At 64.7% G+C, this 15,189-nt stretch carries 13 protein-coding genes; 6 read left to right on the forward strand and 7 right to left on the reverse strand.

Features of this window, described 5'->3' with window-relative positions; genetic code table 11:
* The first annotated feature begins 272 nt into the window (after positions 1 to 272).
* Positions 273 to 1,547, forward strand: coding sequence for a fumarylacetoacetase (fahA, locus tag AC0L3K_RS11775; RefSeq protein ID WP_473366031.1), 1,275 nt, complete (start codon positions 273 to 275; stop codon positions 1,545 to 1,547).
* A 123-nt stretch (positions 1,548 to 1,670) separates the two neighbouring features.
* Here fahA and AC0L3K_RS11780 read toward each other — a convergent pair whose 3' ends face one another.
* Both AC0L3K_RS11780 and AC0L3K_RS11785 read right to left on the reverse strand, forming a co-directional pair.
* Positions 1,671 to 1,982, reverse strand: a complete 312-nt coding sequence (locus AC0L3K_RS11780; RefSeq protein ID WP_473366032.1) for a DUF1272 domain-containing protein — start codon at positions 1,980 to 1,982, stop codon at positions 1,671 to 1,673.
* 74 nt (positions 1,983 to 2,056) lie between these two features.
* Positions 2,057 to 2,536 (reverse strand): Lrp/AsnC family transcriptional regulator, encoded by a 480-nt coding sequence (locus AC0L3K_RS11785; protein ID WP_473366033.1) that lies wholly within the window; start codon positions 2,534 to 2,536, stop codon positions 2,057 to 2,059.
* A 121-nt stretch (positions 2,537 to 2,657) separates the two neighbouring features.
* On the opposite strand from AC0L3K_RS11785, the gene hppD reads away from it, so the two are divergent.
* The gene (gene hppD / locus AC0L3K_RS11790) at positions 2,658 to 3,773 is read left to right on the forward strand and encodes a 4-hydroxyphenylpyruvate dioxygenase (protein ID WP_473366034.1); all 1,116 of its coding nucleotides are present in this window, start codon (positions 2,658 to 2,660) and stop codon (positions 3,771 to 3,773) included.
* A gap of 188 nt (positions 3,774 to 3,961) precedes the next feature.
* Here the strand turns inward: hppD and AC0L3K_RS11795 are convergent, their stop codons facing one another.
* The 4 genes from AC0L3K_RS11795 to AC0L3K_RS11810 all read right to left on the reverse strand — a co-directional run bounded on the left by AC0L3K_RS11795 (position 3,962) and on the right by AC0L3K_RS11810 (position 9,005).
* The gene (locus AC0L3K_RS11795; RefSeq protein WP_219683355.1) at positions 3,962 to 5,071 is read right to left on the reverse strand and encodes a CaiB/BaiF CoA transferase family protein; all 1,110 of its coding nucleotides are present in this window, start codon (positions 5,069 to 5,071) and stop codon (positions 3,962 to 3,964) included.
* 207 nt (positions 5,072 to 5,278) lie between these two features.
* A complete protein-coding gene (locus AC0L3K_RS11800; RefSeq protein WP_354200616.1) occupies positions 5,279 to 6,079 on the reverse strand; it encodes an FAD binding domain-containing protein in 801 nt (266 codons plus the stop codon).
* 13 nt (positions 6,080 to 6,092) lie between these two features.
* Complete coding sequence (locus AC0L3K_RS11805) at positions 6,093 to 8,435, reverse strand: xanthine dehydrogenase family protein molybdopterin-binding subunit (RefSeq protein WP_354200615.1); 2,343 nt, start codon at positions 8,433 to 8,435, stop codon at positions 6,093 to 6,095.
* 84 nt (positions 8,436 to 8,519) lie between these two features.
* The gene (locus AC0L3K_RS11810; protein ID WP_027515099.1) at positions 8,520 to 9,005 is read right to left on the reverse strand and encodes a (2Fe-2S)-binding protein; all 486 of its coding nucleotides are present in this window, start codon (positions 9,003 to 9,005) and stop codon (positions 8,520 to 8,522) included.
* A gap of 972 nt (positions 9,006 to 9,977) precedes the next feature.
* Here AC0L3K_RS11810 and AC0L3K_RS11815 point away from each other — a divergent pair.
* The 4 genes from AC0L3K_RS11815 (at position 9,978) to AC0L3K_RS11830 (ending at position 14,666) form a co-directional block, all read left to right on the forward strand.
* Positions 9,978 to 11,693: a PQQ-dependent methanol/ethanol family dehydrogenase gene (locus tag AC0L3K_RS11815; protein WP_354200614.1), complete on the forward strand. Its 1,716-nt coding sequence runs from the start codon at positions 9,978 to 9,980 to the stop codon at positions 11,691 to 11,693.
* A 140-nt stretch (positions 11,694 to 11,833) separates the two neighbouring features.
* Complete coding sequence (locus AC0L3K_RS11820; RefSeq protein WP_473366035.1) at positions 11,834 to 13,003, forward strand: c-type cytochrome; 1,170 nt, start codon at positions 11,834 to 11,836, stop codon at positions 13,001 to 13,003.
* A gap of 138 nt (positions 13,004 to 13,141) precedes the next feature.
* The gene (locus AC0L3K_RS11825; protein ID WP_035995389.1) at positions 13,142 to 13,825 is read left to right on the forward strand and encodes a response regulator; all 684 of its coding nucleotides are present in this window, start codon (positions 13,142 to 13,144) and stop codon (positions 13,823 to 13,825) included.
* A gap of 136 nt (positions 13,826 to 13,961) precedes the next feature.
* Positions 13,962 to 14,666: a response regulator gene (locus tag AC0L3K_RS11830; RefSeq protein WP_473366036.1), complete on the forward strand. Its 705-nt coding sequence runs from the start codon at positions 13,962 to 13,964 to the stop codon at positions 14,664 to 14,666.
* Here the strand turns inward: AC0L3K_RS11830 and AC0L3K_RS11835 are convergent.
* On the reverse strand, positions 14,663 to 15,189 hold a 527-nt coding region (locus tag AC0L3K_RS11835; protein ID WP_473366037.1), incomplete at its 5' end, for a response regulator. The genes AC0L3K_RS11830 and AC0L3K_RS11835 overlap by 4 nt on opposite strands.

Raw genomic sequence — 15,189 nt, forward strand, 5'->3', positions numbered from 1 at the left:
GACGGGCCTCTACATGGGTGTGCGCCCGCTCACGCGCTCCTGTCGGTACCCCGTCGTTTTGGGGGTTGGGGGGCGGGGGGGGGGGGGGGGGGCCACGGGTGAGGGGTCTGTCTCCGCGAACAAGCCTCTCTCATTCGGACACGCAGATACAACCCCTCATCCGGCGCCAAAGCCGAAGCTTGGCTTCGGCGTTCTCTTAAGTAACGGCGGCCAAAGGCCGCCTATGCCACCTTCTCCTGCAAGGGGAGAAGGAAAAAGGACCGAGTGAAAAAGTGACAACCCACCCCAACGATCCCAGCCTCCGCTCTTTCATCGACGTCGATCCCGCCTCCGACTTCCCGATCCAGAACCTGCCTTACGGCGTGTTCTCGACCGCGGCCAATCCGACTCAGCGCGTCGGCGTGGCGATCGGCGACTATGTGCTCGATCTCTGGGAACTCGAGCAGGATTCGCGGCTCGACGTCGGGCCGCTCGGCGTGTTCTCGACGCCGTCGCTCAATGCTTTCATGACGCTGGGACCAAAGGTCTGGGCGAAGACGCGGGCGCGGATCAGCGAGCTGTTGCGCCACGATCATCCCGAGCTGCGCGACAACGAGGAGCTGCGCAAGCAGGCTCTGGTGCCGATGCGCGATGCGAAACTGCATCTGCCATTCGCAGTCTCCGGCTACACCGATTTCTATTCGTCCAAGGAGCACGCCACCAACGTCGGCGTGATGTTCCGTGGCAAGGACAATGCGCTGCAGCCGAACTGGCTGCATATGCCGATCGCTTACAACGGCCGTGCCTCGACCGTCGTGGTCTCGGGCACCAAGGTGAAGCGTCCGCGCGGGCAGCTGAAGCCGCCCAATGTCGAGGTGCCGAGCTTCGGACCGTGCAAGCGGCTCGATTTCGAGCTGGAGATGGGTGTCGTGATCGGGCAGCCCTCGCCGATGGGGGGCATGCTCACTGAGCAGCAGGCCGAGGAGATGATCTTCGGCTTCGTGCTACTCAACGACTGGAGCGCGCGCGATATCCAGCAATGGGAATATGTGCCGCTTGGCCCGTTCCTCGCCAAGGCGTTCGCGACCTCGATCAGCCCGTGGGTGGTGACGCGCGAGGCGCTGGAGCCGTTTCGTCTGAGCGGGCCGGAGCAGGAGCCGGTGCCGCTCGACTACCTCAAGCAGGGCAAGCCGCAGAACTACGATCTCGAACTCGACGTCTCCTTGCGTGCCGCCGGAGCCAATGCACCGGCCGGCATCAGCCGAACCAATTTCAAATACATGTACTGGTCGTCGGTGCAGCAGTTGATGCACCACGCCTCCTCCGGCTGCGCCATGAATGTCGGAGACCTCCTGGGCAGCGGCACCATTTCCGGCCCGGAGAAGAACCAGCGCGGCAGCCTGTTGGAGATCAGCTGGAACGGCACCGAGCCGGTCGAATTGCCCGGCGGCATCAAACGGACGTTCCTGGAAGACGGCGACAGCCTCGTCATGCGCGGCTGGTGCCAGGGCAAGGGCTATCGCGTCGGTTTTGGTGATGTCGAAGGGACGATTTTGCCGGCGGAGTAGGGCCGAGCTCTCCCCATATTCTCCGTGATTGCGAGGAGCCCTTGCGACGAAGCAATCCGGACTGCTTCCTCGGAGACAGTCTGGATTGCTTCGCTTCGCTCGCAATGACGGCGGGGAGGCAGCTCACCGCCTCTCCGGCGCCACGTCCTTGACCCGCGCGCAATGCGCCGCGACGTCCTCCAGGCTGTACTTCAGATGCACTCGCTTATCCGACGGCGCCTGCTTCGTCGTGCACACGCCCGGTCGCCATTCCTGCACTGGCCTGATCGGGCGCGGCGCAAAACCGCCGCCGCAGTTCGGGCACACGTTGGACAGTTTCGTCTCCGCGCAGTCCGCACAGAACGTGCATTCATAGGAGCAGATCCGCGCATCGGTTGCGTTCGGGGGCAGGTCGCGGTCGCAATATTCGCAGTTCGGTCGAAGCTGAAGGGCCATGGCTCAGTCTCCGCAGATTGGCCGGGATCATCGCAGATCGCGCGCGCAGCGCGAATGCCGGATTTCCCTCGATTTCAGCCGGGTTTGATTTCCTTCAGCGGCAGACGCGTGCTTTCCTTCAGCCGGTCGAGCACGATCGAAGAGCGCACATGCGCCACGCTCTGGTGCGGCATCAGCACGTCGTTGACGAGATTGGAGAGACCCTTCAGATCGCGCAGCACGGCCTTGAGCACGTAGTCGGCGTCGCCGGTGAGCGAATACGCCTCCTGGATCTCGTCGATGCGGTTGACCAGAGCCCGAAACCGCTTGGAATTGTCCGGCGAGTGGGTCGCCAGCGTGACCTGGATGAAGGCGATCACGCCGAAGCCGAGCGCCTCGCTGGAGAGATCGGCATGATAGCCTGAGATCACCTTCTCCTCCTCCAGCCGCATCCGCCGCCGCGAGCATTGCGAGGCGGAGAGCCCGGCGAGGTCGGCGAGCTCCTGGTTGGTGAGGCGGCCGTCGTCCTGGAGCGCGGCAAGGATCTTGAGATCGAAGGCGTCCACCGGAATCATGCGTGTTTCATCCACTTCATGCACAGACTGTGCATATGTTAGTCAAAAGCCGTCTCATTTGCACGCCCCTTGCGCGTCCCATGAAGGATAGTTCCTTCCAGCAGCCATTTGGGAGAGCAGCATGGGTCCGTTTCCGCACGATGCACCGCCGGCCACGATCAGCGTCGACAATCCGATGGGCACCGACGGGTTCGAGTTCGTCGAATATGCGCATCCCGATCCGAAAGAGTTGCACGCGCTGTTCAAGCTGATGGGCTATGCGCCCGTCGCGCGTCACAGGACCAAGTCCATCACGGTCTATCGCCAGGGCGACATCAACTATCTCGTCAACGAGGAGCCCGGCACCCACGGCTTCGACTTCGTCGCCGCGCCCGGCCCGGGCGCGCCGTCGATGGCGTTCCGCGTCGTCGATGCGAAGGCGGCCTATGGCCGCGCGATTTCGCTCGGCGCCGAACCTGCCGATGTGTCCTCCGCGCAGAAGACGCTCGATGTCCCCGCGATCAAGGGCATCGGCGGCAGCCTGCTCTACTTCGTCGATCGCTATGGCGCCAAGGGATCGGCCTATGACAGCGAGTTCGAATGGCTCGGCGTGCGCGATCCGCGTCCCGCCGGCGCCGGCCTGTTCTATCTCGATCACCTCACCCACAACGTCCATCGCGGCCGTATGGATGTCTGGACCGGCTTCTACGAGAAGCTCTTCAACTTCCGCCAGATCCGCTTCTTCGACATCGAGGGTCGCGCCTCGGGCCTGTTCTCGCGGGCGCTGACGAGCCCCGACGGCAAGATCCGGATTCCGATCAACGAGGACGCCGGCGATTCCGGCCAGATCGAGGAATATCTGAATATCTATCGCGGCGAAGGCATCCAGCACATCGCCTGCGGCTGCCGCGACATCCACCGCACCATCGAGGACTTGCGCGAAGCGGGCCTGCCCTTCATGCCGGCGCCGCCCGCGACCTATTTCGAGCGGATCGACGCGCGGCTGCCGAAGCATGGCGAGGACGTCGCGCGGCTTCAGAAAAACGGCATCCTGATCGACGGGGAGGGCGTGGTCGACGGCGGCCAGACCAAGGTGCTGCTGCAGATCTTCTCGGCCAATGCGATCGGCCCCATCTTCTTCGAGTTCATCCAGCGCAAGGGCGACGACGGTTTTGGCGAGGGTAATTTCAAGGCGCTGTTCGAGTCGATCGAGGAGGATCAGATCCGGCGTGGGGTGTTGAAGGTGGATGCGGCGTAGGCGCGCTACCTATAGGCACGCCGCAGCGTCAAACACAGCCGTCGTCCTGGCGAAAGCCAGGACCCATTACCCCATGGAGCGCTCGGTGGGCGGACTGGTAACTCCGAGTCTTCGTCAAACCACGTTTGGTGGCTATGGGTCCTGGCTTTCGCCAGGACGACCCGGAGTGTGATGCGACAGCGGAGGCCTTAACGCTCCGCCCACGCCCTCGTCACCGCGCCGATCTCGGCCACTTCCGGCTCTCGCACCGCCGATGGGGTCCGCGAAAAGCGTGGCGCCGGCGCCGGCTGCTTCACGCCGTGGCGCTCGACGAAGACGTTGCGGGCGACCATGTGCGGATGCTCGGTCGCTTCCGACATGGTCAGCACCGGCGCAAAGCAGATGTCGGTGCCTTCCATGATCTTGCACCAGTCCTCGCGCGTCTTGCTCTTGAATACCGTCTTCAATTTTTCCTTCAGCGCGGGCCAGGCCTTGCGGTCCATCTGCGCGTCGAAGTCGGCGTCGGTCAGGCCGGCGTGTTCGCGCAGCAACGCGTAGAACTGCGGCTCGATCGAGCCGATCGAGACGAAATGGCCGCAGGCACATTCGTAGACGCCGTAGAAATGCGCGCCGCCGTCGAGGAAGTTCTCGTTGCGGCCTTCGGTCCAGCGGCCGAGCGTGGTCATGTCGAAGAAGAACGACATCAGCGATGCCGCGCCGTCGCACATCGCGGCATCGACGACCTGGCCCTTGCCTGACCGCGAGGCCTCCAGCAGCGCCGCGAGCACGCCGACCACGAGGTAGAGCGCGCCGCCGCCGAAATCGCCGACCAAATTGAGCGGCGGCACCGGCGCTTCCTTCGTGCCGATCGCGGCGAGCGCGCCGGTGATGGAGATGTAGTTGATGTCGTGGCCGGCGGCGTTGGCGAGCGGGCCTTGCTGGCCCCAGCCGGTCATGCGGCCGTAGACCAGCTTTGGATTGCGCGCGAGCACCACGTCAGGCCCGAGGCCGAGCCGCTCCATCACGCCGGGACGAAAACCCTCGACCAGTGCGTCGGCATTCGCAAGCAGATCGAGCACCTCCGCGATCGCCGCCTTGTCCTTGAGGTCGAGCTCGACCACCTTGCGGCCGCGGCCTGCGACCGACTTCATGTTCTTCCTGGCGCCGACCCGATCGAGCGTGACGATTTCGGCGCCCATGTCGGCCAGCATCATGCAGGCGAACGGGCCTGGTCCAATGCCGGCGAATTCAACGATGCGGAAACCTGCGAGCGGGCCGGAGGTGCGGACGGAGGAGTTTTGGGCTGATTGATCGAGCACGTGTTTGTTTCCTCGGATCCAAGGCGCATATTGCGATGGTCGGCAAGCGCCGAGGCGTTGCTCTGCGGGGCGAGTTAATTGGCCGATTAACTTTTCTCGCCTCCACGCCAGTGAGGCAAGCGCTTTTCACCCGCACGGCCAAATAAAACGGCGCGCACCGAAGTGCGCGCCGCGGAAAATTTGTGTTGAGGCGCTAAGGCGCGATGATCAGCGAGCGGCAGCCACCGCGCGCTGCGCCATCACCTTGATGAGGTTGGCGCGGTACTCCGCCGTTCCGTGGATGTCGGCCAGCAGATTGCTCGCCGAAATGCTCACGCTGTCGATCGCCGACGGCGACCAATTCGCCTTCAGCGCCGTTTCGATGGCCGGGACCCGCATCACGCCGCTTTGCGAGGCGCCGGTGGCGGCCACCCGAACCTCGCCCGACTTCGTCTGCGCGACGAACACGCCGGTCAGCGCGAAGCGAGACGCCGGGTGGCGCATCTTTTCGTAGCCTGCCTTCGCCGGAACCGGGAACGACACGGCGGTGATGAGCTCGCCGTCTTCCAGCGCCGTCGTGAACAGGCCCTGGAAGAAGTCATCCGCCGTAATCGACCGCTTGTTGGTCTTCACGGTGGCGCCGAGCGCGAGCAGCGCGGCCGGAAAATCCGCGGCAGGATCGTTGTTGGCGATCGAGCCGCCGATCGTGCCGCGATAGCGCACGGCGGGGTCCCCAAGCACCGAGGTGAGATAGGCGATTGCGGGGATCGCCTTCTTCACATCGGCATTCTGCATGATGTCGAAATAGGTCGTGCCGGCCTTGATGGTCAGCACGTCGCCCGAGAGTTCGACGCCTTGCAGCTCCTTGATCTTGCCGAGGTCGATCACGTCGGACGGACTGGCGAGGCGTTGCTTCATCACCGGCAGCAGCGTCTGGCCGCCGGCGAGGAACTTTGCTTCGCTGCTCTTGGAGAACAGGGCGACGGCCTCGTCGACCGAGGACGCGCGATGATAAACGGTCTGGTACATCTTCGTTCCTCCCTTAAGCCGCGTGGATCGTGCGCCACACCCGGTCCGGGGTTGCGGGCATTTCCAGATTGTTCTTGCCGATCGCATCCGTGATCGCGTTGATCACGGCCGCTGACGCGCCGATCGCGCCGGCCTCACCGCACCCTTTGATGCCGAGCGGATTGCCCGGGCACAGCGTCGTGGTGTGGGAGAGGTTGAACGAGGGAACGTCGTCGGCGCGCGGCATGGCGTAGTCCATGAACGAGGCCGTGACCGGCTGCCCGCTGGCGTCGTAGATCGCGTGCTCGAGCAACGCTTGTCCGATGCCTTGCACGAGACCGCCATGGACCTGGCCCTCGACGATCATCGGGTTGATCAGCCGGCCGAAATCGTCGGCCGCGACAAAGTTGACGAAAGACGTCTTGCCAGTGCCGGGATCGACTTCGAGCTCGCAGATATAGGTGCCGGCCGGGAAGGTGAAATTGGTCGGGTCGTAGAAGGCGCTTTCCTTCAGGCCCGGCTCCATCCCGTCAGGCAGATTGTGCGCGGTGTAGGCCGCGAGCGCGACCATCGGGAAGGCGATCGCCTTGTCGGTTCCGGCCACCTTGAACTCGCCGTTCTCGATGACGATGTCGCCTTCCGAAGCTTCCAGCGCATGCGCGGCGATCTTCTTGGCCTTGGATTCCATCTTCTCCATGGCTTTCAGGATCGCGGTGAGGCCAACGGCGGCCGAGCGCGAGCCGTAGGTGCCCATGCCGAACTGCACCTTGTCGGTGTCGCCATGGACGATCGAGACCTGGCTGATGGGAACGCCGAGCCGCTCCGCGACGAGCTGGCAGAACGTGGTCTCGTGACCCTGGCCGTGGCTGTGCGATCCCGTCAGCACCTCGATGGTGCCGACCGGGTTGACGCGGACTTCGGCGGACTCCCAAAGACCGACGCCGGCGCCCAGGCTGCCGACGGCCTTCGACGGCGCGATGCCGCAGGCCTCGATGTAGCAGGACACGCCGATGCCACGCAGCTTGCCGTCGGCCTTCGCCTTGGCCTTGCGCCCGGCAAAGCCGGCATAGTCGATCGCCTTCATCGCGGCATCGAGCGAGGCATTAAAGTCGCCGGTGTCATAAGCCATGATCACCGGCGTCTGGTGCGGGAACTGGGTGATGAAGTTGGTCCGGCGCAGCGCGGCCGGATCGACCTTCAACTGCCGCGCCGCCGTCTCCATCAGACGTTCGATCAGATAGCTCGCCTCGGGGCGGCCGGCGCCGCGATAGGCGTCGACCGGCGTGGTGTTGGTGTAGACCCCGACCACCTCGGCATGGATCGCCGGGATGTTGTATTGGCCCGACAGCAGCGTCGCGTAGAGATAGGTCGGCACCGAGGACGAGAACAGCGACATGTAGGCGCCGAAATTGGCGTAGGTCTTCACCTTCAATCCGGTGATCTTGTTGTTGGCGTCGAACGCCATCTCGGCATGGGTGACATGGTCGCGGCCATGCGCATCGGTGAGGAAGGCTTCGGTGCGGTCGCCGGTCCATTTGACGGGACGGCCGACCTTCTTCGAGGCCCACAGCGCCACCATCTCTTCGGGATAGATGAAGATCTTCGAGCCGAAGCCGCCGCCGACGTCGGGCGCGATCACCCGCAGCTTGTGCTCGGGTGCGATGTTGTAGAACGCCGACAGCACCAGGCGGGCGACGTGCGGATTCTGCGACGTCGTGTAGAGCGTGAAGTGCTCTTCCGCCGAATCGTAGTCGGCGATCGCGGCGCGCGGCTCCATCGCGTTCGGCGCGAGGCGGTTGTTGGTGACGTCGAGCTTCACCACGTTGGCGGCCTTGGCGAAGGCGGCATCGGTGGCGCCCTCGTCGCCGATCACCCAGTCATAGACCTGGTTGCCGGGAGCTTCGGGATGCAGCTGCGGCGCGCCGGACTTGATCGCGGCGTGGACGTCGGCGACCGCGGGCAGCTCTTCGTAGTTCACGACCACGGCTTCGGCCGCGTCGCGTGCGAGATTTTTGGTCTCGGCGATCACGACTGCGACGGCCTGACCGACGAAGCGCACCGTCTCCGGCGCCATTGCCGGCCATGCGCCCATCTTCATCGGGCTGCCGTCCTTGGAGGTGATGGCCCAGCCGCAGATCAGGTTGCCGACCTTGTCGTCGACGATCTCCTGTCCCGTCAGCACCGCGACCACGCCCGGCATCTTCAGTGCCGCGGAGGAATCGATTCCCTTCACCTTGGCATGCGCGTGCGGGCTGCGGACGAAATGGGCATGGGTCATGCCCTGCAATTTGATGTCGTCGACGTAGCGGCCCTTGCCGGTAATGAAACGCTTGTCTTCCTTGCGCACGACGCGCGCGCCAATGCCTTCAACACCCATGTCTGGTCCTCCCGACCGGAATTTGCCTTGACCGCGCTTTCCCTCGAAAGCGGCGGCGATGGTTTTTGTTTCGAGGCGCGCCGATTACTCGGCCGCCTGCGAGACCTTCATGCGGCCTGCCGCGTCCAGTACGGCTTTGACGATGTTGTGGTAGCCGGTGCAGCGGCAGATATTGCCTTCGAGCTCGTGGCGGACGGTGGCCTCGTCGAGCTGGCCGCCATGGCGGTGCACGATATCGATCGCCGACATGATCATGCCCGGCGTGCAATAGCCGCACTGCAGGCCGTGATTGTCGCGGAAGGCTGCCTGCATCGGGTGCAGCTCGTCGCCCTTGGCGATGCCTTCGATCGTGGTGATGCTGGCGCCGTCGGCCTGTCCCGCCAGCATGGTGCAGGATTTGACCGCCTTGCCGTCCATATGGACGACACAGGCGCCGCACTGGCTGGTGTCGCAGCCGACATGGGTTCCGGTGAGGTTGAGGTGGTCGCGCAGCAGCTGAACCAGCAGCGTGCGGTCCTCGACGTCGACGGCAACAGCCTTGCCGTTCACCGTCAGTTTGACTGTAGACACGTGAGTACCTCCCGAATGTTTATAGTTATTCCAATTAGAGACAGCGCGAACGGAAGTTTGCAACTGGGATTTTACAGGCGGCGCGTCATGGAAAGGTCATCGTGACGGTTGCCGCGGTGCGCGATTCGGTCGCGATGCCCCGTGCCGCCGCCAGCGCGTGGCGCGACTTTGCAAGGAGCCTTCGAAAACGATGCACGCTTCGGTCAGCGGCGGGCTTGGTTCAACCGCCGGTGCGAGGCGCTGGTCCTGGACGTGGGGTCCTCGCGCGTCATGCCTCCCTTTGATGTCTTGTTCGTTGACACGAATAGGAGCACGCGCTTGCGCCAATGTAATCGCGATCTTGGTAGTAGGCGGTGGCAAGCTAAGTCATTGATTTTGTTCGTGACGGTGCACCGCAGCCGCGCCGACCAGATGCCGGCGGCGAGCCGTGCCGGCCGGGGCCTCCCAGGACTGCGGCCGTGGGGCTGAAGGTCGGTCCCGGTAAAGGCGACGCGCGGGCGGCGTCGCAGGCTTTGCGAAGGGCGGGCCACGGTCCGGCTCGGAAACGATCGCCTGGCGTCACCATCCTGCACGGCGAGACCGACGCGCAGACCGGCGGCAAGTTCGCTCGCGCCCGATCGACCCCACGTCGCGAAAACCTGCCGCGAACGTCTTCGAAAACTTCGCGATGGTGGTAGCGCCATCGTCGTGACCGATGCACGCGACGCCGGATGGGAGCGGCCCGATTGTGTCGCGGTGCGCCCAAATCCGACGGCTCGTTTCGAGCTGCAAGCAGGGACAAGACGCAAGTCTGAACAACGAGATGAGCGGCGCAACTCGCCAACCATCCGCACTACTACCTTCCGCCTATACTAACCGCGAAACGGCGATGCTGTAATTTCGAACGATGGCTCGCAGACAAACTGCGCATCACGAGCGCAGCGCGCTCAAGCGCCCAACATGGCGTGCACAACAACATCGCGGAGGGAATACATGACCTTTGGAACGAAGGGCTTCTTGGCTGGCATCTCGATGATTGCGATGCTGGCCGCCGCTACGCCGGGCGTTCGCGCCAACGACTCCCTGCTCAAGGCGCAATCCGATTCGAACCAGTGGGCCGTTGCCGGCCACGACTACGGCAACACGCGCTTCAGCCCGCTGAAGCAGATCAACACCGAGAACGCCGGCAAGCTGACGCTCGCCTATTCGTTCTCGCTGGCGTCGCTGCGTTCGAACGAATCCTCGCCGATCGTCGTCGGCAACACGCTCTTTGTTTCGAGCTCCTGGGGCCCGAAATATGTCTACGCGCTCGATGCCGCCACCGGCGCGCGCAAGTGGACCTACGAGCCCGATATTCCCGAGGACGTGCTGCAATACGCCTGCTGCGATGTGAACAATCGCGGCGTCTCCTATGCCGACGGCAAGATCTTCGTCGGTCGCCTCGACGGCAAGCTGACGGCGCTCGATGCCGCGACCGGCAAGTCGCTGTGGACGACGAAGGTGGTCGACTACAAGCAGGGTTCGGTCATCACCTCGCCGCCGCTCGTCGTGCGCGACAAGGTCATCACCGGGTTCGGCGGCGGCGAATACGGCGTACGCGGCTCGCTCCAGGCCTTCGACATCGGCACCGGCAAGCAGTTGTGGCAGACCTATACCGTTCCGTCGCCGGATGAGCCCGGCGGCGACACCTGGAAGGGCGACTCCGCCCAGCATGGCGGCGGCGCGCCCTGGCTGGTCGGCTCCTACGATCCGAAGACCGACACGGTCTATTGGGGCACCAGCAATCCTGGTCCCTGGAATACGGCGGTGCGCTCGACCGGCGACGGCAATTTCGGCAAGCTGACCAATCTCTACACCGCCTCGACGGTGGCGTTCGATCCCAACACCGGCAAGATCAAGTGGCACATCCAGACCACGCCTGCCGATGCCTGGGACTATGACGGCGTCAACGAAGCCGTGCTCGCGGATCTGAAGATCGGCGGCAGCACCGTTCCGGCGCTGATGAAGGCGGATCGCAACGGCTACTTCTTCGTCGCCAACCGCGAGACCGGCAAGGTGCTTTCGGCGGAGAAATACGTGTTCTCCAACTGGGCCAAGAAGTGGGACGTCGCCACGATGCGCGCGGTCGAGGATCCCGACAAGCGTCCCGGGCCGAATCATCCCGCCAAGGACATCTGCCCGAACCTGATCGGCGGCAAGAACTGGCAGCCGATGTCGTTCAATCCGCAGACCGGTCTCGTCTACATCCCGTCCAACAACGTCTGCATGGACTGGTCGGTCTCGGACGTCGCCTACAAGCGCGGTGTGTTCTATCTCGGCGCCGAATTCCCGACCAAGGAAGGTCCCGGCGGCTTCCTCGGCGAGCTCGTGGCCTGGGACCCGGTGGCGCAGAAGAAGGTCTGGTCGATCAAGGAAGACCTGCCCTTCAACGGCGGCACGCTGACCACCGGCGGTGGCCTCGTGTTTGCCGGCAACATCCATGGCGATTTCCGCGCCATCGATGCGAAATCCGGCAAGGTGTTGTGGAGCAAGAATCTCGGCTCCGGCATCGGCGCAGGTCCGGTGACCTATCAAGTCGACGGCAAGCAATATGTCGCCATCGTCGTCGGCCGCACCGCTGCGCTGCCGGCGTTCCTGGGCGAGATAGGAAAGAAGATGACGGCCGCAGCCCCCGAGGGCGGTTCGCTCTTCGTGTTCTCCGTCCAGTGAGCACTCGCGCGCGCATCCTCGAGGTGACGGGATACGCGCGCGCCTTTTCCTGACACGAGCTGCGGCATCGGCCGATGCCTGGTGCCGCAGCGCCTGGCTCAACAGAGCTCCGGCCCACTCAAGAGCTACGGGAGACGAGGATGCGTCCGAATCGTTCTGGCATCGGTGCGAGCCGAAATCGCGCCATCGCAGGTCTGCTCGCATGTGCCGCCGCGCTGGTGGTTCCCGCCTTGCTGCATGCGGACGAGGCGCAGCCGCTGCGTCTCTGCGCCGACCCGACCAATCTTCCATTCTCGAGCGATAATCCGTCGCAGCCGGGCTTCTATGTCGAGATCGGGCAGGCCCTGGCGCAGGCGCTCGGCCGGCCGGTCGCCTACGACTGGTACAAATCCTATTTCGGCAAGCGCACCGTGCGTGTCACGCTGCTCGGCAAGCAATGCGACGCCATGATCGGGCTGCCGCGGTCCGAGGATTTCATGGGACCGGCCGTGATCTTCTCCGGCACGGTCGCGAAGGAGGGCTATGGCCTCGTGGCTGCCAAGGGGCAGGTGCTCAACGGCCTCGACAGCCTCCACGGCAAGCGTGTTGCCGTGCAGTTCGCCAGCACGCCGCAAAATTTGCTCGCGAGCCGCGCCGACATCCGGATGGTGACGGTGCTGTCGCCCGAGGAAGGCATGCAGGCGCTCGATCAGGGCAAGGCCGACGTCGCCTTCATCTGGGGCCCGGTCGCCGGCTGGCTGAACAAGACCAGCTACAATGATCGCTATCAGATTCAGCTCACCGAGGGCGAAGGCCTGTCATGGGATGCGGCGATCGGCTTTGCGAAGACATCCACCGAGCTGCGTGATCGCGTCGATGCCGTCCTGCCGCAGCTTCAGGCCACGATCGGCGCGCTCGCGGTCAAATATGGCTTGCCGACCGGCCAGCCGGCTCGCTTCGGTGCGGCCCCAGCGATGCCGGCGGGAACGACCATCGGGGCCGGGCCCGGCGCGACGCAGACCGCCAGTGTGGTCGCCACCGAGACCAAGGGCGACGCGCCCGGCACCGAGGCCGTCGGTTCGGGCAAGGAGATATTCAACGGAACCTGTGCGCACTGCCACGGTCCGGACGCGATCCAGAGCGAGCGGAAGATCGACCTGCGGCTGCTGCGTCATCGCTACGGTGACGAGATGCGCGAGAAATTCTGGACCACCGTGCATGAGGGGCGGCCGACCAAGGGTATGCCGGCCTGGAAAGAGGTCTTCACCGACGATCAGTTCGACCACATCTTTTCCTTCCTGCTGACGGTCCAATCCGAATCGAACGACTGAGCGATCTTGACCGAGCGCGATCGGGAGGATGTGGTAGCGTCCGTCCGGCATCATCCCGGCGCCGGACGGCGATCGCATGGATGTGCCGCTTCCGCCGCCGCGGCAGGTGCGCGTGCGATGCAGTGTTGGGAAGGCGCCATGACCAGCTTCCTGATTATCGACGATCATCCGCTGTTTCGCGAGGCGCTCGGCAATGCGGTGCGGCTGGCCTTGCCGGAAGCGCGGATCTTCGAAGCGATGTCGATCGCGGATGCGCTGCATATCCTGTCGGCCGAGCAGGGTATCGACCTTGCGCTGCTCGACCTTTCGCTGCCGGACGCGACCGGCTTCTCCGGCTTTCTGCGCTTGCGCGAGGCCTTTCCGCGCCTGCCGGTCGCCATCGTGTCGAGCGAGGAGGACCAGCGCGTCGTCCGCGAGGCGCTGGCGCTCGGTGCCGCCGGATATCTGCCCAAGTCGACGTCGAAGCGTGAGCTGGCGCAATCGATCGAGGGCGTGCTGAGCGGGTCGGTGTCGGTGCCGAAGGATTTCGTGGCGACGCCGCAGCGGCGGGCCGAGGCCAGCAAGGCGCTCGAGGTCAAGCTGCACGAGCTCACGCCGCAGCAGCTTCGCGTGCTCGACCTCCTGCGTCGCGGCTATCCGAACCGCCAGATCGCCCAGGAGCTTCAGCTCGCGGAATCCACGGTGAAGGCGCATATCACCGAGATCCTGCGCAAGCTCGGCCTGTTCAGCCGCAACAAGGCGATCATCGAAATCGGCAAGATGGAGCTGCCCGATCCGCGCAGCCGGCCTTATGCGCGGCCCGATCGCGGCAGGTCGCAATGACGCGCAGTGTCGTTCTTGACCTGGATCAAGCCGGCTTGGCGGTGCCGAGCCATTCTCAACGCGTTCAATTCGACGCCGGCCCTGGCGGCCTCCTGGGCGAGGTCTTCAGCAAGGTCTTCACAATGGCTCTTACGTGATGCGATTTCTGATCGTCGAGGACCATCCGCTGTTTCGCGAGGCGCTCGAAGGCGCGCTCCGGATGGTGGCGCCCGCGGCCGATATCGTTCAGGCGACGTCGATCGACGGCGCGCTGGAGCAGATCGCGGCGAGCACCGAACTCGACCTGATCCTGCTCGATCTGTCGATGCCGGGCACCACGGGTCTTTCGGGCATCATCCGCATCCGCAAGGCGTTTCCAAAAATTCCCGTCGTCATCGTATCCGGACATCAGGATCGGCAGATCGTGTCCGGCGCGTTGTCGCTCGGCGTGTCCGGCTACATCCCCAAATCGTCGTCCAAGCAGGAGCTGGCACAGTCGATCGGCGAGGTGCTGCGCGGCTCGGTCTGTGTTCCCTCCGCCTATCGCGGACGGGCCCGGCCGCAACGGGCGTCCGGCCCCGCGCAGGATCTCCTGAAGCGCCTGCACGAGCTGACGCCGCAGCAATTGCGCGTGCTCGAAATGCTCCAGCGCGGCCTGCAAAACAAGCAGATCGCCTACGAGCTGACGATTTCGGAGACCACGGTGAAGGTCCACGTCTCCGAGATCCTGCGCAAGCTCAACGTGCTCAGCCGCACCAAGGCGATCGTCGAAATGTCCAGGATCGACTTCGCGACGCTGGCAGCCGAGAGCCCCACGGCCCATCGCGAGCGGGCACAGCCCGATCCACCCGCGCGGGACTAGCCCAGCAGGAACGACAGCAGCGCCCGCATCTCGGCGGGCTTGATCGGCTTCTTCAGCACCTCGAGGCCGTGGCGGCTCGCTTCCTTTGCAGCCTTGTCGGAGTAGTCGGCGGTGATGATCATGGCCGGCGTGTCGAGCTTCAGATGCTGGCGGACATCGGCGATGGCCGACAGGCCGCTCTCGCCGTGATCGAGGTGCAGATCGGCGATCACGGCATCCGGCGCACCGCCGAGCTCGCTGAGGCGCAGCAGCGCATCGGCAGCCGAGCGCGTGGTCGCGACGTCGCAGCCCCAACCTTCCAGCAGCGCGGCCATCGCCTCCGAGCCGTTCGGATCGTTCTCGATCAGCAGGATCTTGGCGCCTTCGAGCCCGCTATAGTGCCGCTCGTCGAGCTTGACCTCGTGCACCTCGTCGCCGCCCGCCGCGCGGGCGGCCGCCGCCCGCGCCAGGGGGGAGGGGGCGGCGTTGGCGCTCCGGGGCGGCAACAGCCCCCCCGGCCCCCGCCCCGGGTGGACACCGCGGG

Source organism: Bradyrhizobium sp. MI1.10 (assembly GCF_055811035.1).

What these genes read in the sequence shown, in the direction of transcription:
- hppD (WP_473366034.1), top strand. Translation starts at nt 2,658, where the DNA reads ATGGGTCCGTTTCCGCACGATGCACCGCCGGCCACGATCAGCGTCGAC.
- AC0L3K_RS11830 (WP_473366036.1), top strand. Translation starts at nt 13,962, where the DNA reads ATGCGATTTCTGATCGTCGAGGACCATCCGCTGTTTCGCGAGGCGCTC.
- AC0L3K_RS11815 (WP_354200614.1), top strand. Translation starts at nt 9,978, where the DNA reads ATGACCTTTGGAACGAAGGGCTTCTTGGCTGGCATCTCGATGATTGCG.
- AC0L3K_RS11820 (WP_473366035.1), top strand. Translation starts at nt 11,834, where the DNA reads ATGCGTCCGAATCGTTCTGGCATCGGTGCGAGCCGAAATCGCGCCATC.
- AC0L3K_RS11800 (WP_354200616.1), bottom strand. Translation starts at nt 6,079, where the DNA reads ATGTACCAGACCGTTTATCATCGCGCGTCCTCGGTCGACGAGGCCGTC.
- AC0L3K_RS11805 (WP_354200615.1), bottom strand. Translation starts at nt 8,435, where the DNA reads ATGGGTGTTGAAGGCATTGGCGCGCGCGTCGTGCGCAAGGAAGACAAG.
- AC0L3K_RS11825 (WP_035995389.1), top strand. Translation starts at nt 13,142, where the DNA reads ATGACCAGCTTCCTGATTATCGACGATCATCCGCTGTTTCGCGAGGCG.
- AC0L3K_RS11785 (WP_473366033.1), bottom strand. Translation starts at nt 2,536, where the DNA reads ATGATTCCGGTGGACGCCTTCGATCTCAAGATCCTTGCCGCGCTCCAG.
- AC0L3K_RS11780 (WP_473366032.1), bottom strand. Translation starts at nt 1,982, where the DNA reads ATGGCCCTTCAGCTTCGACCGAACTGCGAATATTGCGACCGCGACCTG.